The 22,778-nt window shown below is 65.7% G+C and carries 19 protein-coding genes; 12 read left to right on the forward strand and 7 right to left on the reverse strand.

What is annotated here, in order from left to right; all coding sequences use genetic code 11:
- Positions 1-453 precede the first annotated feature (453 nt).
- The 6 genes from map to AB3X96_RS14425 all read left to right on the forward strand — a co-directional run bounded on the left by map (position 454) and on the right by AB3X96_RS14425 (position 4,683).
- A complete protein-coding gene (gene map / locus AB3X96_RS14400; protein WP_368590265.1) occupies positions 454-1,239 on the forward strand; it encodes a type I methionyl aminopeptidase in 786 nt (261 codons plus the stop codon).
- A gap of 92 nt (positions 1,240-1,331) precedes the next feature.
- Positions 1,332-1,865 carry a GNAT family N-acetyltransferase gene (locus AB3X96_RS14405; RefSeq protein WP_368590266.1) on the forward strand — a complete coding sequence of 178 codons (534 nt, stop codon included), beginning with the start codon at positions 1,332-1,334 and terminating at the stop codon, positions 1,863-1,865.
- Between the two features lie 212 nt (positions 1,866-2,077).
- Positions 2,078-2,911 (forward strand): septum site-determining protein MinC, encoded by an 834-nt coding sequence (gene minC, locus AB3X96_RS14410; protein WP_368590267.1) that lies wholly within the window; start codon positions 2,078-2,080, stop codon positions 2,909-2,911.
- Between the two features lie 105 nt (positions 2,912-3,016).
- Positions 3,017-3,832: a septum site-determining protein MinD gene (gene minD / locus AB3X96_RS14415; RefSeq protein ID WP_013088749.1), complete on the forward strand. Its 816-nt coding sequence runs from the start codon at positions 3,017-3,019 to the stop codon at positions 3,830-3,832.
- A gap of 14 nt (positions 3,833-3,846) precedes the next feature.
- A complete protein-coding gene (gene minE, locus AB3X96_RS14420; RefSeq protein ID WP_008922443.1) occupies positions 3,847-4,101 on the forward strand; it encodes a cell division topological specificity factor MinE in 255 nt (84 codons plus the stop codon).
- Between the two features lie 270 nt (positions 4,102-4,371).
- The gene (locus tag AB3X96_RS14425) at positions 4,372-4,683 is read left to right on the forward strand and encodes a YXWGXW repeat-containing protein (protein ID WP_176109276.1); all 312 of its coding nucleotides are present in this window, start codon (positions 4,372-4,374) and stop codon (positions 4,681-4,683) included.
- A gap of 42 nt (positions 4,684-4,725) precedes the next feature.
- On the opposite strand, the gene AB3X96_RS14430 is transcribed toward AB3X96_RS14425, so the two are convergent.
- Positions 4,726-6,162: a chloride channel protein gene (locus AB3X96_RS14430; protein WP_368590268.1), complete on the reverse strand. Its 1,437-nt coding sequence runs from the start codon at positions 6,160-6,162 to the stop codon at positions 4,726-4,728.
- 236 nt (positions 6,163-6,398) lie between these two features.
- Between AB3X96_RS14430 and waaC the strand changes: the two genes are divergently transcribed.
- Positions 6,399-7,403, forward strand: a complete 1,005-nt coding sequence (gene waaC / locus AB3X96_RS14435; RefSeq protein WP_368590269.1) for a lipopolysaccharide heptosyltransferase I — start codon at positions 6,399-6,401, stop codon at positions 7,401-7,403.
- Positions 7,404-7,913: 510 nt separating this feature from the next.
- Positions 7,914-8,045 carry a hypothetical protein gene (locus tag AB3X96_RS14440; RefSeq protein ID WP_013088753.1) on the forward strand — a complete coding sequence of 44 codons (132 nt, stop codon included), beginning with the start codon at positions 7,914-7,916 and terminating at the stop codon, positions 8,043-8,045.
- Positions 8,046-8,075: 30 nt separating this feature from the next.
- Here AB3X96_RS14440 and AB3X96_RS14445 read toward each other — a convergent pair whose 3' ends face one another.
- The 6 genes from AB3X96_RS14445 to ppc form a co-directional block, all read right to left on the reverse strand.
- On the reverse strand, positions 8,076-8,255 hold the full coding sequence (locus AB3X96_RS14445) for a hypothetical protein (protein ID WP_013088754.1): 180 nt from the start codon (positions 8,253-8,255) through the stop codon (positions 8,076-8,078).
- Between the two features lie 219 nt (positions 8,256-8,474).
- Complete coding sequence (locus tag AB3X96_RS14450) at positions 8,475-9,782, reverse strand: MFS transporter (protein WP_176109274.1); 1,308 nt, start codon at positions 9,780-9,782, stop codon at positions 8,475-8,477.
- Positions 9,783-10,154: 372 nt separating this feature from the next.
- Entirely contained in the window at positions 10,155-10,685 is a 531-nt protein-coding gene (locus AB3X96_RS14455; RefSeq protein ID WP_176109273.1) for an energy transducer TonB, read from the reverse strand.
- A gap of 362 nt (positions 10,686-11,047) precedes the next feature.
- Positions 11,048-12,454, reverse strand: coding sequence for an argininosuccinate lyase (argH, locus tag AB3X96_RS14460; RefSeq protein WP_368590270.1), 1,407 nt, complete (start codon positions 12,452-12,454; stop codon positions 11,048-11,050).
- Between the two features lie 164 nt (positions 12,455-12,618).
- Entirely contained in the window at positions 12,619-13,431 is an 813-nt protein-coding gene (locus AB3X96_RS14465) for a helix-turn-helix transcriptional regulator (protein WP_368590271.1), read from the reverse strand.
- A gap of 193 nt (positions 13,432-13,624) precedes the next feature.
- Positions 13,625-16,783, reverse strand: a complete 3,159-nt coding sequence (gene ppc, locus AB3X96_RS14470) for a phosphoenolpyruvate carboxylase (RefSeq protein ID WP_368590272.1) — start codon at positions 16,781-16,783, stop codon at positions 13,625-13,627.
- Between the two features lie 544 nt (positions 16,784-17,327).
- Between ppc and hemC the strand changes: the two genes are divergently transcribed.
- The 4 genes from hemC (at position 17,328) to AB3X96_RS14490 (ending at position 22,739) form a co-directional block, all read left to right on the forward strand.
- The gene (hemC, locus tag AB3X96_RS14475) at positions 17,328-18,326 is read left to right on the forward strand and encodes a hydroxymethylbilane synthase (protein ID WP_368590273.1); all 999 of its coding nucleotides are present in this window, start codon (positions 17,328-17,330) and stop codon (positions 18,324-18,326) included.
- The gene (gene hemDX, locus AB3X96_RS14480) at positions 18,326-20,317 is read left to right on the forward strand and encodes a fused uroporphyrinogen-III synthase HemD/membrane protein HemX (RefSeq protein ID WP_368590274.1); all 1,992 of its coding nucleotides are present in this window, start codon (positions 18,326-18,328) and stop codon (positions 20,315-20,317) included. Before hemC ends, hemDX begins: the two co-directional genes overlap by 1 nt.
- 2 nt (positions 20,318-20,319) lie before the next feature.
- Positions 20,320-21,510, forward strand: a complete 1,191-nt coding sequence (locus AB3X96_RS14485) for a heme biosynthesis protein HemY (protein WP_176109267.1) — start codon at positions 20,320-20,322, stop codon at positions 21,508-21,510.
- Between the two features lie 158 nt (positions 21,511-21,668).
- Positions 21,669-22,739, forward strand: coding sequence for an SDR family oxidoreductase (locus AB3X96_RS14490; RefSeq protein WP_368590401.1), 1,071 nt, complete (start codon positions 21,669-21,671; stop codon positions 22,737-22,739).
- Positions 22,740-22,778 lie beyond the last annotated feature (39 nt).

Raw genomic sequence — 22,778 nt, forward strand, 5'->3', positions numbered from 1 at the left:
CAGTCAGAATGACGCCCGAACCCTTGTCTCAGCGTATCGAGGCGAGGGGGCGGGTGTCTCATGCGACTCGAACCCCCTCCATTACCTCCGTCAACGCGCCCGGCGACGACCGCGAAGCCGAGCGGGCCCACAATTTAGTTCGGGAAACTGAACGATGGGCGTTGCATGGCTCGATGAACGTTCGAGCCTTCTCGCCGCAAGTCCATGTGAACGCGCAAGCCGGGCAAGCCGACCACGCACGAACGGGTCGCCCCGATTCGGGCGCGTGCCCCGGCATCGCCCCCCTGGCGCCGCCGCCTTCCGAGCATCTTTTCAGCCGGTTTGCTCGGGGTCCCTCCGCGATCCTCTGTACAATTGCCCGAAATCGCCCATCGAGCGGCGGTTGCGGGCCGCCGGCTTTCGGGCGCGGCGGGTCATTTCGCGTTTGACCCGCGACTCACATCGACTGAATTCATGGCCATTACCTACAAGACTCCCGACGATATCGCGAAGCTGCGCATTGCAGGCCGCCTCGCGGCCGATGTGCTGGCAATGATCGGCGAGCACGTCAAGGCAGGCGTCTCCACCGACGACCTCGACACGCTGTGCAACGACTACATCGTCCATACGCAGAAGGCGATTCCGGCCAACGTCGGCTATCTGGGCTTTCCGAAGACCGTCTGCACGTCGGTCAACCATGTCGTGTGCCACGGCATTCCGAATCGCGGCGAGATCCTGAAGGACGGCGACATCATCAACATCGATGTCGCGATCATCAAGGACGGTTATTTCGGCGACACCAGCCGCATGTACTGCGTCGGCCAGCCGAGCACGGTCGCGCGTGCGCTGATCGACACGACCTACGAGGCGATGGTGGCCGGCATCCGCGAGGTGAAACCGGGCGCGACGCTCGGCGACGTCGGCCACGCGATCCAGAAGGTTGCGCAGCGCGAGGGCTTCTCGATCGTGCGCGACTACTGCGGGCACGGCATCGGCAAGATCTATCACGAGGACCCGCAGGTGCTGCACTACGGCCAGCCGGGGCAGGGCGTTCGCCTGAAGCCGGGCATGGTCTTCACGATCGAGCCGATGATCAACGCGGGCCGCGCCGGCACGTCGGTGCAGCGCGACGGCTGGACCGTGATCACGAAGGACCGCTCGCTGTCGGCGCAATGGGAACACATGGTCGCCGTGACCGACGACGGCTATGAACTGCTGACGCCGTGGCCGGACGGCACCGGCGACTACGACGCACCGTGAGCAGGATCGCATATTCTGGTCAATAATAAATTTGACTCGCCGGCCGGTTCGGTTAAAGCTACGCGTTAGGGTTTCCAGGGGTTTTCGTCTGCATGAGTCCGTCATTGACCGTTCGCCGCATCACTGCTGATCAGGGCGCCGTTTTTCGCGAACTCCGCACCGCCTCGCTGCGGGAGGCGCCATATGCCTTCGGCGCGACGCTCGAGGATGCGTTGTCGGCCGATGCCGCCAGTTTCGACGCGACCGCGGCGAATCACGCGGTTTCGCAGTCCGTCGGCACCTTCCTGCTCTACACCGAGGGCCATCCGGCCGGCCTCGTCGAGGCGCATTTCGACGACACCGCGGCGCGCCGCGCGTTCGTTTGCGAATTGTGGGTGGCGCCGGCCGTGCGTCATCTGCGCGGCGGCGAACTGCTCGTCGACACCGCGAGCAGCTGGCTCGCGAATGCGGGCGCCACGGAAATCTACGCGTGGGTCGCCGACACGAACCGCAACGCGATGCGCTTCTACGAGGCGCTCGGCTTTGGCCCGACCGGCGAGCACCGGCGCGTCGAGCGCTCGCCCGAGCAGGTCGAAAGTCTGCTGGTGCGGCACGTGCCGACTACCTCGCAGGTGCTTCAACAGTGATCACCCGAGCGGCGCGTTGCGCGTGCCGCTCGTCTTCGCCGTCCGTTCATCACGGTCTTTTTCCCGCCAGCATTTTTCTTGCGCACCGTCGCGCGTCGATAGCATCGACGACACGCGTCGCGCCCACGCGCGCGAGCACCGATTCTCCCGGGAAAAATAGTGGCCGCGCGCACGTACGCCTGTAAAATACGCAAAATTTTTTGCCGAACGCTATGTCGCCCAAGAAATCGCCCTTTTTCGAACTGCGCAGCGGCTCTGTCGACACGCTGATGTTCGTGGTCAAAACGACCGACCTCGATGCGATGCGTGCCGAGCTGACGCGACGCTTCGAGGCGACCCCCGAATTCTTCGCTAACGACGTCGTCGCGATCGACGTACGGCGTCTCGCCGACAGCGAACGCGTGCCGCTCGCCGATATCGCGCAACTGCTCGACAGCGTGCGCATGCGTCCGGTCGGCGTGGTCGCGAATGCGGAGCAACAGTGGGCGACGGAGTCGGGGTTGCCGCTGCTCGAAGCGCGCGACCGACGCGGCGGCCCGGCCAGACAGGTCGATGACGACAGCACGGCGAGCGCGGCAAGCGCGGCGGCAGGCACCGAGGCAAGCGCCGGCACGAGCGCGGCCACCAGCACCGCATCCGCAACCGCCAGCACCGCTTCCGCCGCCGTCGAACCCACCTCCGCCGTCGAGCCGGTGCGCCTCGCCACGTCGCCGCAAACGATGGTGGTCGACAAGCCGCTGCGCTCCGGCCAGCGCATCTACGCGAAAGGCGATCTGGTGGTGCTCGGTCTCGTCAGCTATGGCGCCGAGGTGATAGCGGAAGGCAACATCCATATTTACGCGCCGCTGCGTGGCCGGGCATTGGCCGGCGTGCAGGGCAATCACGACGCGCGCATCTTCTGTACGTGTCTCGAACCGGAACTGATCTCGATCGCGGGCATCTATCGAACGACCGAGAACCCGCTGCCGGCCGACGTGCTCGGCAAGCCGGTGCAGATCTGGCTCGAAGACGAAAAACTGATGATCGAACCGCTGCGGCTCACGTAAAGCGCCGAGAAACGCGCGCTGCCCGAGCGATTTCGGCATGCGGCGTTTCAGGGCGACGCGCGCCGCGCATCAATTGACGCATTTGACGAACACAAGGTAAGGGTAATGGCAAAAATCATTGTGGTGACTTCGGGCAAGGGTGGCGTGGGCAAGACGACCACGAGCGCGAGCTTTGCGTCGGCCCTCGCGTTGCGCGGCAGCAAGACCGCCGTGATCGACTTCGACGTCGGCCTGCGCAACCTCGACCTCATCATGGGCTGCGAGCGCCGCGTCGTGTACGACCTGATCAACGTGATCCAGGGCGAAGCGAATCTGAACCAGGCGCTGATCAAAGACAAGAAGTGCGAGAACCTGTTCATCCTGCCGGCCTCGCAGACGCGCGATAAGGACGCGCTGACGATGGAAGGCGTCGAGAAGGTCATCAACGATCTGATCGCGATGGACTTCGAATACATCGTCTGCGATTCGCCGGCCGGTATCGAGTCGGGCGCGCTGCTTGCGATGCACTTCGCCGATGAAGCGCTGATCGTTACGAACCCGGAAGTGTCGTCGGTGCGCGACTCCGATCGCATTCTCGGCATCCTGTCGTCGAAGACCAAGCGTGCGATCGAAGGCAAGGAGCCGATCAAGGAGCATCTGCTGATTACCCGCTACAACCCGAAACGCGTCAGCGAAGGCGAAATGCTGTCGCTGACCGACATCCAGGAAATTCTGCGCATCGATCTGATCGGCGTGATTCCGGAGTCGGAAGCGGTGCTGCACGCGTCGAACCAGGGTCTGCCGGCCGTGCATCTGGACGGCACCGATGTGGCCGAAGCCTATAAGGACGTCGTGTCGCGTTTCCTCGGCGAGCAGAAATCGCTTCGCTTTGTCGATTACCAGAAGCCCGGGCTGCTGCAGCGCCTCTTCGGCACCAAGTAAGGGGAGCGCACGTAATGTCGATTCTTTCGTTTTTGCTGGGCGAGAAAAAGAAGTCCGCGTCGGTAGCGAAGGAACGCCTGCAGTTGATCATCGCGCACGAGCGCGCCGGCGGCCATGCGCCCGCCGATTATCTGCCTGCGTTGCAACGCGAACTGGTGGCCGTGATCTCGAAGTACGTGAAGATTTCCGATGACGACATTCGCGTGAGTCTCGAGCGTCAGGACGATCTCGAAGTGCTCGAAGTCAAGATCGAAATACCGCAGGCCTGAGCTTCCGATGGACCGAGGTCCATCTCGCATCATGTGCAGGACGTCGCATTGCATCACGTTGGTTCGACGCGATGGCGTGCGGCGTTCGGCTGTTCCTCTGGCTTCTGTCTGAAGCCGTCTCTTCGCGCCCGCGCGGCGCTCGTCATTTCCCGGTCGAAATAAACCGTTGCACTTCAGCGGGTGCCGTTACACGCGCATCGTCAGCCTCGTGTCGCCCTCGCGCATTAAACCGGTAACGCCGCATCCGGTGTTCAACCTAAGAGGGAAATCATGAACAGAAGCTTTCGCCTGCTGCTTGCCAACACCGTTCTGATCGCCGCGGGTGCCGCCGCGATCGCCTCGGCTTCGGCCGCGGAAGTCATCATCGTCGCGCCGTCCGCGCCGCCCGTCGAACGCTTCGAAACGGTGCCCGCGGCGCGCGCCGGCTATGTGTGGGATCACGGTCACTGGCGCTGGGATCACGGCCGCTACGTGTGGGTCGCCGGGCACTGGCAGGCCGAGCGCGTCGGCTATCACTGGATGCCCGGCCACTGGATCGAGCATGGTCCGAACTATCGCTGGGTACCGGGACACTGGGCTTGATGCGGCCGTCGATCGTGCTTGCGACTCGCCGCGCGTGGTCGTCTACTGACGCGGCGAGCCGGAAGCATCCGTCGTGATGTCGTCTGCGGCATTACCGGCGGGCGGCTCGCCGTCGACGCTTCCCGCTTCCGGCACCTCGACCTCGGGCACTTCCGGCACCGGCGCGGGCGCCGGTTGCGGCAGCGGCGCCATGTAGCGCTCGGCGAGCGACTCATAAAGCGGCGGTGCGAACAGGCGCGACACGCGGCTCGCGATCAACGCGGTGGCCATCAGCGAAATCACGAGCGCGTGACCGTCGATCATCTCCATCACGATCACGAACGACGTGATCGGCGACTGTGTGACCGCGGCCAGATAGCCGACCATCGCGAGCGCGATCAGCATCGGCAACTGCATCGAATCGAACACCATGTGCAGCAGATTGCCGAAGCCCGCGCCGATCGACAGCGACGGCGCGAAGATGCCACCCGGAATGCCGGGCAGGTACGAGCCGACCATCGCGATCATCTTCAGGAACGGATAGAACACCGACAACTGCCCGTGTCCCTCCAGCAGGCCACGCGCTTCGGTATAGCCGCTGCCGAACGTCGTGCCGCCCGCGATCACGCCGACCACGGCGATTGCGAAGCCGCACAGCGCGGCGAACACGACCGGCCGCTCGCCGTGCAACTGACGCAGCGGCGCCGGAATCCAGCGCGCGGTGTTGAGCAGCAGCCAGCCGAAAATGCCGCCCGCGATGCCCGTGACGATTGCGGTGAGCACCACCGCGACGGCGAGCAGATCGGGGAAATGCGCGCCGATCCTGATCGTGCCGAAATACGTGTAGTTGCCGTTCAGGCCCAGCGCGACTACACCCGCAACGACGATCGCGGTGATCAGCACACCGCTCGTGCGCGCCTCGAAGCTGCGCGTCAATTCCTCGATTGCGAACACGACGCCCGCGAGCGGCGTATTGAATGCCGCCGATAAACCCGCTGCCGCGCCCGCCAACGCGAGTTGCCGTTCGATTTGCGCATTCGAGCGCGGATAGAAGCGGCGCAGATTGAACATCAGCGCGGCGCCGACCTGCACGGTCGGTCCTTCACGGCCGATCGTCAAGCCGCCGAGAATCGCGATAAACGATACTCCGATCTTGCCGAGCAGAATTCGCAGCGAGAGCAGCCTCGCGCCGTACCCGCGCTGCTTCGTGTGCAGCGTCGCGATGACCTGCGGGATGCCGCTGCCCTCGGAGCCGCGAAAGAACTTGCGCGTGAGCCAGACCGCGAGCGCCGCGACCACGGGTGTGATCACGAGCGGTGCCCACGGATATCGCTGCCGGACATCGAGAAACGCGTCATAACCCCAGTCGATCAGACGCGCATAGAGCACCGCGACCAGACCGACGGCGATGGCTCCGAGCCAGAAGATGCCGTATTGTCGCCACAGGCGTTTCGCGCGACGCATGACAGCTTGCGAACGGGAAGGGAAGGGCCGGGACATGAATTGGATTCGTGCAAAGGGCCCAGTATAAAACGTGCGGGACAGCCAGAATGCGTGAAAGACTTTTGAAAAAATGAACTACGATGGATTGTCAGGCGTATATCTTTTGTTGTGTATATCTTTTGTGTTGTAATTCGCCGTATTGAAAACCGGACCGGGCACGATGCCCATTTGGCGGGGGGCGGTAATAACGTCGGCTAGAATAGTTTCCACTTCGGAAAACGAAGAGACCCTCAATGAAGCGAATCCTAATCGTCAAGGTCACTTCACTAGGCGATATCGTGCAGGCGCTGCCAGTCGTCGCCGATATCAAACGCGCATTTCCTGGTGTTCAGGTGGATTGGGCGGCGGACGAAGCATTTGCACCGGTCGTGCAGTGGAGCCAGGGCGTCGATCGCGTGCTATGCGCGCCGCTGCGCCGCTTCAAGAAGTCGCGTCGCTGGATCGATCTGAAGGCGATCTGGGCATCGATCGGCGAGCTGCGCGCGTATCACTACGACTACATCATCGATATTCACGGCGTCTACAAGAGCGCGATCATCGCCTTCCTCGCGCGCTCGTCGCGGCGCTTCGGCTATCAGTCTCAGGATCTGGGCGAGCGGGGCGCCGCGTTCGCCTATACCGGGCGTTTCGGTCCACGCCCGCAAGGCAGCGCGTGGCACGGCATGCGCATCAGCGCTAGCGAGGCGCTCGGCTACGAAGTGGAAGGCCCGCCCATCTACGACCTGCGGCTACCCGCAGTCGTCCCGCAGCCGTTCGCGACGCAGGACGCGCCTGTCGCGGCGCTCTTTCATGCCACCTCGAAAGCCGAGAAGAAATGGCCGCTCACCCATTGGGCGGCTGTCGGGCGCGAGTTGAGCGAGCGCGGGTTTCGTGTGGTTCTGCCGTGGGGTTCGGACGGTGAGCTTGCCGAAGCCGTGCAGATCTCGGCACAGGTGCCGGGCGCGACCGTGCTGCCGCAAATGAGCGTGACCGAAGTCGCGCAGATGATCGATGCGTGCTCGCTCGTGGTCGGTACCGATACGGGCTTCGTGCACCTCGCGCATGCGCTGCAGAAGCGCACCGTGATGATCTTCGTCGCGACGTCGCCATCGCATTGCGGCGTCGAGACGCCGTATCGCTCGACCTCGATCGGTGACGGTCGCTCGGTACCGCCCATTAGCGCGGCGCTCGAAGCGATCGACTATGTACACGCGGGGGAGCCGGTCCTCGCTATGCAGCACGGATCGGCCGCCGCCTGAGTTCACGCAATCGTTTGCGCAAAAGAAAAAGAGGCGCGACGCGGAGTCCACCCCTGCGGGCGGGGACTGCATCGTCGCGCCTCGAAGAACGCCCGTGTCGGGGAACAGCGGGCGGAGAGGAATCGATTACACGTCTGTTAAAACTGTCGCTTTTCGTTGGGCGCCGCAGTGTCCGATGCGAGCACGCCAAGGCGGCCAGCGGGTAGGTCGCGGTGCATCGAGGCTCGCGCGGCGCGCGTTGAACCGCTCGATTGCGGCGACGCTGGCGCGGCCAGCAAGGCTTCTATCGCGACAGTGCGCTCAACGGAGTATAGGCGGTGTTTTTCGCCAGGGCGGCGTGATCAGGCGATAGCGGGGCAGGTCGTTCGAACACGCCGGTCCACCGCGCCGATCCTGTAACAGCCGGGTGATCTTCCCTTACAAATGGCAACGTTCGCCGGGGCGCGCGTCGTGTCCAATCGGGTCATTCGGGGTTTGCGCTCGAATCAATCCGACTCGATGGAGAACAACATGAAACGCTTGATCCTGACTCTCGTGGCCGGCGCACTGCTGGCATCGGCGCTCGGCGGTTGCGTCATTGCGCCGGCGCCGGGCTACTACTACGGCGGCGGTGGCTACTACCATCACGGCTACTACCGCTAAGCCGCGCTCGAGCTCCTCGATCCACTGGCCTCAGGCGACCAGCATTTCGAATGCGACCACCGCGGCAATAGCCGCGGCGTTCGCGGCCAGCGCCTCGACGACGATGGATTTCCATGACGCCGGACGGAAGCGCAGCGCGAGCAGCAGCGAGCCGAGCAAGGCCAGCGCGATGATCATCACGATATCGGCATTGTGAAGATGGACGTTCATGCGAGTCTCCCTGTTTTTTATAGGGTTATGTCAGGGAGTATAGGCAAGTCAAAAAGACGCGCAAGGCGGGGGATTACCCGGGCCGCCGAGCGGAAATGTCGAAGCAATAATGCCCGTTGCATACTGGCGCAGACGCGTAAAAACTGCGCGTGAGCGGCATCGGTCGAACTTCGGCAAACGCGAATCGACGCAAGCGTGGTTGCGTCGATTCGCATTGCATCACTTCATCAGACTCGCGTCACGCGTCTCGCGCATGCACAGCACGCCGACGAGACTCACGGCCGCCGCGACCGACACATATGCGCCGACCCACGGCAAGCCGCCATGCGCGGCCAGCACCTGCGCGATATACGGCGCGACCGACGCGCCGAGAATCCCGCCGAGGTTGTATGCGACGCCGGCGCCCGTATAGCGCACATTGGTCGGAAATAGCTCTGGCAGCAGCGCGCCCATCGGCGCGAACGTCACGCCCATCAGGAACAGCTGGATCACGAGGAACAGCAGCACCAGCAACGGCTCACCGCTGCCGAGCAGCGGCGCCATCGTGAAGCCCGACAGGATCGCCGCGATGATGCCGACGATCAGCACCGGCTTGCGCCCGAAGCGGTCGCTCGCGCGGGCCGACAGCGGCGTCGCGATCGCCATGAACACGACCGCGATGCACAGCAGGCCGAGGAACGTCTGCCGGGGAATATGCAGCGAGCCGACGCCGTACGACAGCGAGAACGTCGTCGCGTTGTAGAACAGCGTGTAGCAGACCACCATCGCGAGCGCGCCGAGCACGGTCGGCACCCAGTGCTGCGAGAACAGCGTCGCGATCGGCACGCGCACACGTTCCTTGCGCTCGATCGCTGCCTGGAACGCGGGCGTCTCGGCGATCTTCAGCCGCACGTACAGGCCGAGCGCGACCAGCACCGAGCTGACGAGGAACGGCACGCGCCAGCCCCAGCTACGGAACTGCTCGTCGGAGAGCGACATGGCGAGCGCGAAGAACAGGCCGTTGGACGCGAGAAAGCCGATCGACGGTCCAAGCTGCGGAAACATGCCGAACCAGCCGCGTTTGCCGGCCGGCGCGTTTTCGGTGGCGAGCAGCGCGGCGCCGCCCCATTCGCCGCCGAGGCCGATACCCTGGCCGAAACGCAGCACGCACAGCAGGATCGGCGCGAGGCTGCCGATCGCGTCGTAGCCCGGCACGAAGCCGATCAGCGTGGTCGACAGGCCCATCACGAGCAGCGACGCGACCAGAGTCGACTTGCGGCCGATGCGATCGCCGAAGTGGCCGAACAGGAACGAGCCGATCGGTCGTGCGACGAACGCGATGCCGAACGTGACGAATGCCGACAGCGCTTGCGCGGTGGCCGAGCCATGCGGGAAGAACACCGGTCCGATCACGAGCGCCGCGGCGGTCGCGTAGACATAGAAATCGTAGAACTCGATCGCGGTGCCGATGAAGCTCGCAAAGATGATCCGCGCGCGACTGTTTTGCCCGCTTGCGGGCTGAGCCGCGGAAATCGGCGAAGTGGACATGCAGGGGTCTCCAATTGTAGTGAGGCCGCGGCGCGCCGAGCCTTGCTTCGCAGACAGGCGGCGCGCGAGGGCGGCATCCTCGTTGAGGTATAGGTTTGGGCGCCGCACGCGGGTGGCGCCGCGGCACTGCAGTCGGCTCATGCGCCGCGCCGACGGGTGTGCGGGCGGCGTGAGCCATGCCGGAAGGCTCCGGCGCGGGAATCGGAAAATTATAGCGAGCGCGCTCGTCGCGCAGCAATGGCGGCGTAAGCTTGCGCGGCAACGAGGGGTGCGTTGAGAGCTATGCGCAATGACTCGAGCAGGTCACCTGTGGCCTGCCCGATGCGGTGATGCGCGAGATGGCGCGTGTCAGCGCGCACGCGCCAAGGACGCTCATTCGTACGTTTCCGCTTGCGGCGAGGCGAGCTCGCGCAACTGGAACTTGCCGTTGTCGTTGAACAGCCAGTCTTCGAACAGCTCGAGCTGGCCGCGGCCGTTCAGCAGCTTGCCGGGCGGTAGCGGCAGCGGCGCCGAGCGGCGCAGCGACGCGAGCGCGGTGCTTTCGGCTTCGTCGTCGCCGTTGGTGCGATACACCGACGACTGGACGATGCGTCCATCACGATCGACCGTGAACGACACCACCACCAGCGAGCGCAGCATCGGCTGAGGCCTGCCCTGGAGCACATACGACGGATTGCGCTCGACGATTCGTCGCGCGACCGCGTCGCGATATTGATCGAGCGTCGCGCTGTTGATCGCGGCGACCGGTGTGCTGACGGTTTCGTGCGGCGTCAGCGGAGTGATCGTGCAACCGGCCACGGCAACGACACCAAGCGCGGCGAGCAACAGCCGATGCCTGGGTGCTGCGGTGAAGAAGTGCGGGGCCACACGGGGAACAGAACGGGGAGAAGTGCGCGAGAGCATCGTCGACGAACCGCGAGGAGAACCTGATTGAATGGTAGTCAAAAACCGGCGGGATTCAATTGGCGTTCGCCCGCTGAATGTCGTTGCGCATGTGCCGCTGCCGCGCTTTGCTTTCCGATGCAATGGCCGGAAATCTGCACGCGTTGGTCGGCGGGCGAAACCCGCCTACACTCTGGCGGCCTCATGCTAAGGCATCGGTGGAAGTCTTTTCAGCCCGCTTCTCGCGGGCTTTCTTTTACCTGCGATTCGCCAATTGCACGCGGCAACAAAAAAGGCGAACCCGCCAAACGGGTCCGCCTCTTCGCTCTCGGTTCAATCAGCCACGCCGCAAGCCCAGGCTCACGGCGCTGCCCAATCATCGATTACTTCAACGCCGCACGCGCTGCCTTCACCGCGGCCAGCACCTGCTCAGGCGCGGTGCCGCCCGGATGATTGCGGCTCGCCACCGAGCCCTCGAGCGTCAGATACGAGAACACGTCGTCGCCGATCAGGTGCGCGACGTTCGGCAGTTCGCTGCGCATTTCGTCGAGCGTCAGGTCCGCGAGGTCGCAGCCGCGGTCGGCGCATACGCGCACCGCGAGCGCGACGGCTTCGTGCGCGTCGCGGAACGGCAGGCCGCGCTTGACCAGATAGTCGGCGAGGTCCGTCGCGGTCGAGAAGCCTTGCAGCGCGGCGTCGCGCATCGCCTGCGGCTTGACCGTGATGCCGGCGACCATTTCAGCGAAGATGCGCAGCGTGTCTGCGACCGTATCGACGGTGTCGAACAGCGGCTCCTTGTCTTCCTGGTTGTCCTTGTTGTACGCGAGCGGCTGGCCCTTCATCAGCGTGAGCAGCGCCATCAGATGACCGTTCACGCGGCCGGTCTTGCCGCGCGCGAGTTCGGGCACGTCCGGGTTCTTCTTCTGCGGCATGATCGACGAGCCGGTGCAGAAACGGTCGGCCAGATCGATGAAGCCGACGCGCGGGCTCATCCACAGCACCAGTTCTTCGGAGAAGCGCGACACGTGTGTCATCACGAGCGCGGAGGCGGCCGTGTATTCGATCGCGAAGTCGCGGTCGGAAACCGCATCCAGCGAATTCGCGCAGATGCCGTCGAAGCCGAGCGTCTTCGCCACGGCGTGACGATCGATCGGATAGCTGGTGCCGGCGAGCGCAGCCGCGCCGAGCGGCAGACGGTTCACGCGCTTGCGGCAGTCGACCATGCGCTCGGCGTCACGCGAGAACATCTCGACGTAGGCGAGCAGGTGATGGCCGAACGTGACCGGCTGCGCGACCTGCAGGTGCGTGAAGCCCGGCATGATGGTCGCGGCGTTCTGCTCCGCGATGTCGAGCAGCGCTATGCGAAGTTCGGTGAGCAGCCCGCCGATGCGGTCGATCTCGCCGCGCAGCCACAGGCGGATGTCGGTCGCGACCTGGTCGTTGCGCGAGCGGCCGGTATGCAGGCGCTTGCCGGCGTCGCCGATCAGCGCGGTCAGGCGCGCTTCGATGTTCAGGTGCACGTCTTCGAGATCGAGCTGCCATTCGAACTCGCCGCGCTCGATTTCTCCCTTGATCTGCGCCATGCCGCGCTGGATCGCGGCGAGGTCGTCGGCGGAAATGATCTTCTGCGCGGCGAGCATCGACGCGTGCGCGAGCGACCCTTCCATGTCGACGAACGCCAGACGCTTGTCGAAGAAGACCGACGACGTATAGCGTTTGACGAGCTCCGACATCGGCTCCGAGAAGCGAGCCGACCAGGCTTCGCCTTTTTTGTGCAGTTGGGACGTCATGGTGTTGAGCGGTAAAAACGAGCGGTGAAGAGGCTGGCGACGCGAGTGCGCGAGTCGTGCAGAAGCGCCGCCGCAGCGAAGAAAGACGGAGATTTTAACACCGGGCGAGGGCGGCCAAGGCGCTGCCGCCCGTCGCGGACCCATTCGCGGGCCCATTCGCGGGCCTATTCGCGCACCAGCACCACCAGCTTCAGATCTTCGCGATGCGCGGGCTTGAAGGTGATCTGGTCATAAACGATGCGCCCGTCGCGCGGATGGTTGAACTCGCGCCTGCCGCCCTCGCGCCCGCCGACGTCCTGCGAGGCCCAGTAGCGCGCGAACTCGTCGCTCGCGGCCGACAGCGAATCGATCAGCCCACGCGTGGGCGCATCGTTCAGATGGCGGATCGAGTCGGCGCGGAATTCGGCGGCAAGCCGTCGCGCGCGCGTTTCCCAATCGACGATCAACGCGCGCGCGGCCGGCTCGGTGAACGTGTAGCGCAGCAGGTTGCGGTCGTGCGCGCCGTCGAGCCAGCCGACGAACAGATCGGCCGCGCGCTCGTTCCACCCGAGCGCATTCCACTGCCGGTCGAGCACGTAGGCCGGCGTGTCGATGAGCTGCACGGTTTGCAGCAGCGTGGCGGGTGCATCGGCGGCGGCGGGATCGGGCTCGGCCGGATCGCGCTGCGCGGCCAGCTCGAACAGATACGCGCGCTCGGCGCGCGACAGCTGCAACGCGACCGCGATGCGCGCGAGCGCATCGGCGGAAGCGGACACCGGCCGGCCCTGCTCGATCCACGTGTACCAGGTCGGGCTCACGCCGCATAACTGCGCGACTTCCTCGCGCCGCAGACCGGGCGTGCGGCGGCGCGGCCCTGGCGGCAGACCGACCGCCTGCGGCGACAGCCGCTCGCGATGGGCGCGGATGAAGTCGCCGAGCGCGCGCGCCGGCGTGGCGTCGAGCGGCGGCGGGTGATCGGCGGAGGACGGCGTCGTCATGCTATCGGCTGCGCGTGGAGGGGAGTAATAGAGATACCAGAATAATTGCCGAACTTGTACTGGTACATGGCGGGCTCTATTGTAGCGGCTGAATTCGCGCAACGCGTTGTTCGCCATCTCGACGCGCAATGAAAAAAGCCGGGTGTGGCCTGCGTCGGCCAACACCCGGCTTTTGCTTGCTTCAGCGTCGAGCTCAACCGGTATTGCGCAACCCCGCCGCGATCCCGTTGATGCACAAATGAATGCCGCGCCGCACGCGCGCATTGGTGTCGCCCGCGCGATAGCGTTTGAGCAGTTCGACCTGCAGGTGATTGAGCGGGTCGAGGTACGGGAAGCGGTTCTTGATCGAGCGCGCGAGCAGCGGATTCTCGGCGAGCCGCTCGCTCTTGCCGGTGATCTCCGACAATACCTTCGACGTGCGTTCCCACTCGGCAACGATGCGCTCGAACACGTGCTTGCGCAGCTTCTTGTCGGTCACGAGCGCCGCATAGCGCGACGCGACCGCGAGGTCGGTCTTCGCGATGACCATGTCCATGTTCGACATCAGGTTTGCAAAGAACGGCCAGCTCTTGTGCATCTTCTTCAGCAGCGCGAGGCGGCGCGCGCGTTCCGCGTCCGACGGCGCGCTGTCCAGATGCTCGGTGACCGCGCTGCCGAAGCCGTACCAGCCGGTCAGCAGCAGCCGGCATTGGCCCCACGAGAAGCCCCAAGGGATCGCGCGCAGATCCTCGATCTTGCGCTGCTTGGGGTCCTGCAGCTTGCGCGACGCGGGGCGGCTGCCGATGTTCAGCTCGGCGATCTCCGCGATCGGCGTCGACTCGAAGAAATACTCCTTGAAGCCCGGGGTTTCGTAGACGAGCGCGCGATACGTGGCCATCGCCGTATCGGACAGCTGCTGCATCGTTTCCTCGTACACCGGCAGCTCGGCCAACGTGTGGTCGTGCGGCAGCAGCGACGCTTCGAGCGTCGCGGCCACGACGGTTTCCAGATTGCGCCGGCCGATTTCCGGATTCGCGAACTTGCTCGCGATCACTTCGCCCTGCTCGGTCAATCGGATCTGACCGTCGACGGTGCCCGGCGGCTGCGACAGGATCGCCTGATAGGTCGGGCCGCCGCCGCGGCCGACGGTGCCGCCGCGTCCATGGAACAGACGCAGCTTCACCCCGCGTTCGTTGAACAGCGACACGAGCGCCAGCTCCGCGCGATACAGCTCCCAGTTCGACGTCAGGAAGCCGCCGTCCTTGTTGCTGTCCGAGTAGCCGAGCATCACTTCCTGCTCGTTGCCCTGATGTTCGATCAGCGTGCCGATGCCCGGCAGCGCGAACAGATCGCGCATGATGTGCGGCGCATTGCGCAGATCGGGGATCGTCTCGAACAGCGGGATCACCATCAGGCCCGCGCGCGCGGGGTCGTGCTCGTCGCCGAGACGCCCGCGCAACAGGCCGGTTTCCTTCTGCAGCAGCATCACCTCGACCAGATCGGAAACGGTCTCCGTGTGCGAAATGATGTAGTTGCGCACCGCGCGCGCGCCGAATTTTTCGCGCGTGAGGCGCGCTTCCTCGAGCACCGCGAGCTCGCTCTTCACGAGGTCGGAGTACTCGGCGTAGGGCACGCGCAGCGCGCGCGGCTGCGCGAGTTCGGCGAGCAGCACGTTCAGCTTGTCCGCTTCGGGGAGCGCCGCGTAATCGTCTTCGACGCCCGCGCGCTTGAGCAGCTCGGCGATCACCGCTTCGTGGATGTCGGAGCTTTGCCGCAGATCGATGCTCGCGAGATGGAAGCCGAACACTTCGGCCGCGCGCGCGAGCGGTGCGAGACGGGGCGCGGCGAGCGGCGCGCCGTGATGCTCGGCCAGCGAATCGATCAGCACGTGCAGGTCGCGCACGAAGTCGGCGGCGTCGTCGTAGGGGGTCGCGCGAATCGGCGCGACGCCGCGGCCGGCGCTGCGCAGCGGCACGCTGCCTTCGCCGAGGCGCACGCGCGCGCTCGCCGCGAGCCGCGTGTAGATGCCGATCAGCGCGCGACGATACGGCTCGTCGGTGCGATGCGGCGAGTGGTCGGGCGAGATGTTCGCAAGCTCGTTGAGCGCATCGCTCGTGCCGACGAGCACATTCGACATCGATAGCTCCTCGCCGAGCTTGTGCACCTGCACCAGGTAGTGCTCGAAGATCACCGCGGCCTGACGGGTGATCGCGTTTTCGAGCGTTTCGGCGGTGACGTTCGGATTACCGTCGCGATCGCCGCCGATCCAGCTGCCCATCTGGAAGAACGGCGGCAGGCGCGCTTCGAGGCCATGCTCCTTCAGCGCCTCCTCGATGTCGGCGTACAGCGCCGGCACTTCTTCGAGGAAGGTGCTGCGGTAGTACGACAGCGCGTTTTCGATTTCGTCGGCGACCGTCAGACGCGCGTCGCGCAGCATCCGCGTTTGCCACAGCGACGTGACGCGCGCGCGCAGCATCGCTTCGTTGTGCGCGCGCTCGCGATTCGTCAGCGGCTGGTCGCGCTCGGCGAGCAGCCGCGCGATGTCGTGCTGCGCGTCGAGAATGCTCTTGCGCTGCACCTCGGTCGGGTGCGCGGTCAGCACCGGCATGATCAGCGCGTGATCGAAAAACCGCTGCAGCACCGGCGTCGCGGCGGCACCGGCCGCGACGAGCCGCTCGAGCGCATGCGCGATCGTGCCCGGCTGCGAGGCCGAGCCCGCGAGAGCGTGAATGCGGTGACGACGGTTGCGGTGGCGGTCCTCGGCGATGTTCGCGAGATGCGAAAAATAGCTGAACGCGCGCACGACGCTGACGGTCTGCTCCGGCGTCAGCGAGCGCAGCTTCTTGTCGAGCGTCTGCGCGGCGGCGCTATCGTCCTCGCGACGGAAGCGCACCGCGTTCTGCCGGATCGTTTCGACGACGTCGAATACGGCGTCGCCTTCCTGCTCGCGCAGCACGTCGCCGAGCAGCCGGCCGAGATAGCGGATGTCCTGGAACAGCGGGTGGTCCTTGTCCTCGCGCGTGCGGCCGCCGTTCTTCACGGTGGGCGCGGCGGCGGGCTCAGCTTGCGACACGGCCTCGAGCTTTTCCGTTTTAGCGGCGCGCGGGGGTGTCGCGTCGCCGTCGATCTTGATCTTGACCTTGGCCGGCTTGCTGGCGGTGGCCGAAGTCGCGGCTTTTTCGGCCTTGCCGGATTTCGTTGCTTTGGGCGCCTTGTCCTGCTTGACGGGCACAGAGGTTTGCGAGGCCTTCGAGGCCTTGGCGGCTTGCGCGGCAGCGTTGGACAGGACGTCGGGCGCCGCGGCGTCGGCCGGGCGAGCGGTGGGCGAGGCAGTGTTGCGGCGGGCGGGGCGCGCCGATCCGGAAGACGTCACGATGAGTTTCCTCGGGAAAGCCAGGGTCTGGTGATTGATGAACTGCGACTGCGGAACTGCAACCAGCAAGTACAACGTGAACTGCATGCAACAGGGACTGCGCAACGGACTACAAGACAGACTGCTAACGCGACTGCAACAAAGACTTGAGACGGCTGACTGCAAACGGCGACTGCCGACCCGCTACGAAGCGAGCCGCGCGTGCCGCACCGCGTGCGAGGAACCACGCAAGCGCTGCCGATCGCGCGACGCCGACGAGGGAGAAGGGAGCCACGGGCTGCCAGCCCGCGAAGAGACTGAACACGCGGCACGCATTGCCGCAGCGTGTTCGCCGCATTGCATCATCCCGCATGCCGCCGCGCGGCGCGCGAACGACCGTGCGTGACAACGCTGAATGGGGGCCTTCGCGCGCGGCGCGAAGCCCGTCTCCTCCGTCGATACCGCTTGCGCACAGCGCCCCGCGGTGCGTTGGAACCCAAGGGCACAAATAAGGGCGCGTGCTAACATTGATTGTTATTCGATCCCGACATCAAGCAGCAAGCTAATGAACACCGAGACGTTTTCCACGCCACCCCACACGCTTGTGATTGCGTCGCGAGAGAGCCGTCTTGCCATGTGGCAAGCCGAGCACGTGCGATGTGCGCTGCACAAATTATATCCATCTTGTGACGTAAAAATCCTCGGAATGACAACACGTGGTGATCAGATTCTCGATCGCACGCTGTCGAAGGTTGGTGGTAAGGGGCTCTTCGTGAAAGAGCTCGAAGCCGCGCTCGCCGATGGCCGCGCCGACCTTGCGGTGCATTCGCTGAAAGACGTGCCGATGGAGTTGCCCGCCGGTTTCGCGCTATCCACCATCATGGAGCGCGAGGACCCGCGCGACGCGCTCGTGTCCAATCAGTACGACTCGCTCGCCGCGCTGCCGGCCGGTGCCGTGGTCGGCACCTCGAGCCTGCGCCGTGAAGCGATGCTGCGCATGCGCTATCCGCATCTCGACGTGCGGCCGTTGCGCGGCAATCTCGATACCCGACTCGCCAAGCTCGATCGCGGCGACTACGCGGCGATCATTCTGGCCGCGGCAGGGCTGAAGCGTCTCGGTCTCGCCGAGCGCATCCGCGCGCTGCTCGATCCCGAGGATAGTCTGCCCGCGGCGGGCCAAGGCGCGCTCGGCATCGAAATTCGCGCCGATCGCGCGGACCTCGCCGCATGGCTCGCGCCGCTGCATCATCAGCACACCGCGGCGGCCGTCGAAGCGGAGCGGATGGTGTCGCGCGCGCTCGGCGGCAGCTGCGAGGTGCCGCTCGCCGCCTACGCAACCTGGGGCGACGGCGCGCTGCATCTGCGCGGCATCGTCGCGACGCCGGACGGCCAGCGCGTACTGAGCGCGCAGGCGTCGGCGCCGGCGCCCACCATCGAACGCGCGCTCGCGCTCGGCGAGGAAGTGGCGCAGTCGCTCGCGCAGCAAGGCGCACTCGAGATCGTCCGCGCGCTCAGCATCGCGAGCGGTCCCGCGGCCGCGCCCGGCGCGGCGGCCAGCGAGTGATGGCCGCCGGCACGCCCGGGAAGGCGCCGTTCACGGTCGTGATCACGCGGCCGGCCGGCCAGTCGAGCGAACTCGTCGAACGGCTCGAAGCAGCCGGACTCGCGTCGCTCGACTTCCCGCTGATCGACATCGCGCCCGTCATCGACGACGCGCCGTTGTGTGCCGCGCTCGCGTCACTCGAACGCTACGCGCTGGTCGTGTTCGTGTCGCCGAACGCGGTCGATCACGCGTTCGCGCGCCATCACGATATCTGGCCGCACGCGCTGCCGGTCGGCGTGGTCGGTCCGGGCAGCGTGCTTGCGCTCGCGCGCCACGGCGTCAGCGCGCCGGAGCATCGCGTGATCAGCCCCGCGGCGGGTGCCGACGACGAATCGACGAGCTTCGACTCCGAGGGCCTGTTTGCGGCGATCGAGGCGCAACTCGGCGCCGCGGGCCTCGAAGGCAAGCGCGTGCTGATCGTGCGCGGCGACGGTGGCCGCGAATGGCTCAGCGAGCGCCTGCGTGAAGCTGGCGCCGAAGTCGACACGGTCGCCGCGTACCGGCGCATCGTGCCGGAGCCGTCGATCGGCGCCTGGGCGCGCGTGCACGAACTGCTCGCGGGCGCGCCGCACGCATGGCTTCTGACCAGCTCCGAAGGCGTACGCAATCTGCAGGAACTCGCGCACGAGCATCTAACCGCCGGCGAGATCGAGCAGCTCAAACACGCGCCGCTCGTCACGCCGCATCCCCGCATCGCGCAGACCGCGCGGGCATTGGGTTTTGATAGGATTACGGTGTCCGGCGCGGGCGACGAGCGCATAGTCCGCGCCCTCGTGGCCGCGGCCGCCGTGCCTCCCGTCGTCCAACCGGTATCGTCCAACCCGGCTCAACCACGCATGACTGAAACGAACGCATCCACGAACGCCTCACCTCAGCCACCGGCAAGCACCGCCTTGCCGCCGAATCAACCTTTCACGCCGTACGAAGCGCAAAAGCGCCGCAGCACGAGCGGACCGCTGCTGTGGCTTGTCATCGTGGTGATCGCATGCGCGGTGGGCGTGGGCGGCTTCGCGATGAACCGCAAGCTGGTGCGCACCGAGCAGGAGCTCGCGCAGCGCCAGCAGGCCAACGACACGCAGACCAACGAGCTGCGCATCAAGATCGACCAGGCGCTCGCCACCGTGCATCAATCGGACGCGCAGGTCGCGCAGCTCGAAGGCAAGCTCGCCGATGCGCAGGCCGCGCAGCAGGCGCTGCAACAGCAGTACGCGGATCTCGCGCGCAATCGCGACGATTGGACGCTCGCCGAAGTCGGGCAGATGCTGTCGGCGGCCAGCCAGCAGTTGCAGCTGACCGGCAATACTCAGCTCGCGCTGTTCGCATTGCAAAGCGCCGATACGCGCCTCGCGGCGTCCGATAGCCCGCAGGCGCTCGCCGTGCGCAAGGCGATCGCGCAAGACATCGACAAGCTGAAGGCCGCTCCGTCCACCGATCTGACCGGCCTCGCGATCAAACTCGACAACGCGATCGATCACGTGAGCGGCCTGCCGCTGTCGGGTGAAGCACCGATTCCGCGTGCCACGCCGCACGCGGCCACATGGGCCGACACCGCGAAGGTGGCGGCGGCCACAGGCAAGCCGCGCTGGGAAGTGTGGATCGACGAGGTCACGCACGGCATCGGCGAACAGCTGTCGAGCCTCGTGCAGGTGCGCCGTATCGATAACGCCGACGCGATGCTGGTTACGCCGGATCAAGGCTACTTCGTGCGCCAGAACCTGAAGCTGCGTCTGCTATCGGCGCGTCTCGCGCTGCTGTCGCGCAACCAGACCACGCTGAAGTCCGACCTGGAGGCGGCGCAGTCCGCGTTGACGCGCTACTTCGACACTTCATCGAAAGACACGCAGATGGTCATCGATCTCGTCAAGCAGGTGGACGCCGGTTCGGCCGCGGTCGAGCTGCCGAACCTCGATACGAGCCTGCAGGCCGTCAATCAATACCGGAACCGGGGTTAATCATGGCGATCCGGGGACTTCTGTGGCTCGCGGCGCTGTTCGCCGTCGCGGTCATGCTCGCGGTGGGCGGCCGCTTCGACGCGGGGCAGGTGCTGCTGATCTATCCGCCGTACCGCGTCGACATGTCGCTGAATCTGTTCATCGTCGGGCTGGTGGTGCTGTTCATCCTGCTCTACGCGCTGTTGCGCATCATCCGCAATATCTGGCGCATGCCGCAGCGCGTCGCCGCGTACCGGGCGCGCGCGCGTGTCGCGAAGGCGCACGCGGCGTTGCGCGACGCGATCGGCAATCTGTACGCGGGACGTTTCTCGCGCGCGGAAAAGGCTGCCAAGGACGCGCTCACGAATGGCGACAACAAGGGCGCGGCCGGTTTGATCGCGGCGACCGCCGCGCATCGCATGCATGAGTACGGGCGGCGCGACGAATGGCTCGCGCAGATCGACGAAGCCGAGTGGCAGGACGCGCGCCTGATGGCCACCGCCGACATGCGCGCCGACGGCCGCGACGCCGACGGAGCGCTCCATGCGCTGACCGAGATGCAATCGCAAGGGGCGCGGCGTATCCACGCGCAGCAGATCATGCTGCGTGCGCAGCAGCAATTGAAGAACTGGGGCGAAGTGCTGAAGCTCGTCAAGACGCTGGAGAAGCGCGAGGCGATCCATCCGGCGGTCGCGGTGCGGCTGCGTCAACTGGCGGCGGAAAATTTGCTGCGCGACCGTCGCCACAACGCTGAGGCGCTGCTCGAATTGTGGCATTCGCTGTCGGCGACCGAGCGTCATTCGCCGCGCCTCGCCGATACCGCCGCCGAACTGCTGGTTGCGCTGAATCGTCCGCAGGAGGCGCGCAAGATCGTCGAGGAAGCGCTTGCGCAGAACTGGGATGCGCGCCTGTTGCGCCGCTATCCGGACACGGCCGGCGGCGATGCGTTGCCGCTGATCCAGAAGGCCGAGGCGTGGCAGAAGGATCGGCCGGAAGACGCGGACCTGATGTTCGCGCTGGGGCGTCTGTGCCTGCATCAGCAGTTGTGGGGCAAGGCGCAGTCGTTCCTCGAACGCGCGCTGAAGCTTGCCGACAACGAGACGCTGAAGATCCGTTCGCATCGCGCGCTCGCGCGTCTGCACGAGCAGCTTGGAGACACCGACAAGGCGAGCGAGCACTATCGCGAGAGTGCGTTGGCGATGAACGTGACGTGAGTTAAGCCTCTTTAGCCGCTACCGGATGGCCGCAGTCTCGCGCTGCGGCCATTTGTTTTTCCGGCGCCGCTGTCCGCCTCGAATCGGCGGGACTGCGCTTTGCTTCACACCTCACTGGATGCGCAACCTGGGAGGTGTTCAAAGTGGCCAGCGACGCTATGACGGTGCAAACCGACACCCGCAGCGGCGACGTCGAGCGCGAGGGCGTCGTCGTCATTACAGGGGCAAGTGCCGGCGTGGGGCGCGCCACCGCGTCCGAGTTCGCGCGGCAGGGCTATGACGTTGGGCTGATCGCGCGCGAGCCGCGACGGCTCGCGCGTGCCGCCGAGGAGATCGCCGCGACCTATGGCGTGCGCGCACTCGCGTTGCCCGCCGACGTCGCCGATGCAGATGCGATCGAGCGCGCCGCGCAGCGCGTGAATCGCGAGCTGGGCGGCATCGACGTGTGGGTCAACGTCGCGATGGCGACCGCGTTTGCGCCGGTGTCCGCGCTCAGTGCGCGCGATGTCGAACGCGGCACGCAGGTGACCTATCTGGGGCAGGTCAACGGCATGCTCGCGGCGCTTCCCGTGATGCGCGCGAGCGGGCACGGGACGATCGTCAATGTCGGCTCGGCGCTCGGGTACCGGTCGGTGCCGTTGCAGTCGATCTATTGCGGCGCGAAGTTCGCCGTGCGCGGCTTTACCGATTCATTGCGTTCCGAGTTGCTGCACGACGGGGTCGATATCCATCTGACGATGGTCGATCTGCCCGCGGTCAATACCCCGCAATTCGACTGGGCGCTCAATCGCACGGGGCGCAGGGCGCGGCCGGTGGCACCGGTGTTTCAGCCGGAAGTGGCGGCGCGGGCGATCTACTTTGCAGCCACTCATCGGCGGCGGCAGGTGTGGGTCGGGTGGTCGACGGTCAAGGCGATCCTCGCGAACCGGATCGCGCCGACGCTGCTCGACCACTATCTCGCGCGTGCGGGTTACGATGGGCAACTGACCGATGAACCGTTGCCCGCCGATGCGCCCGCGAATCTCTACGAGCCGGTGCCCGGCCACTACACCGCGCATGGCCGCTTTGACGATGAAGCGCGCGCGTACTGCTGGGAGCTGTTTACCGATCGGCATCGCAACGCGGTGTATGGCGCGGCGGTGCTGGCGCTGGCAGGGGGCGTCGGGTGGCTGCTGAGGCGCAAACGGCTTTTATACGCAATCGGTGTGCCTCCTCCCTGTCGCCGATGAAAGGTCTGGACTATCCTACGAATGACAGTGCCGCCCACA

The organism is Paraburkholderia sp. BR13439 (assembly GCF_040948805.1).
GTDB lineage: Bacteria > Pseudomonadota > Gammaproteobacteria > Burkholderiales > Burkholderiaceae > Paraburkholderia > Paraburkholderia youngii.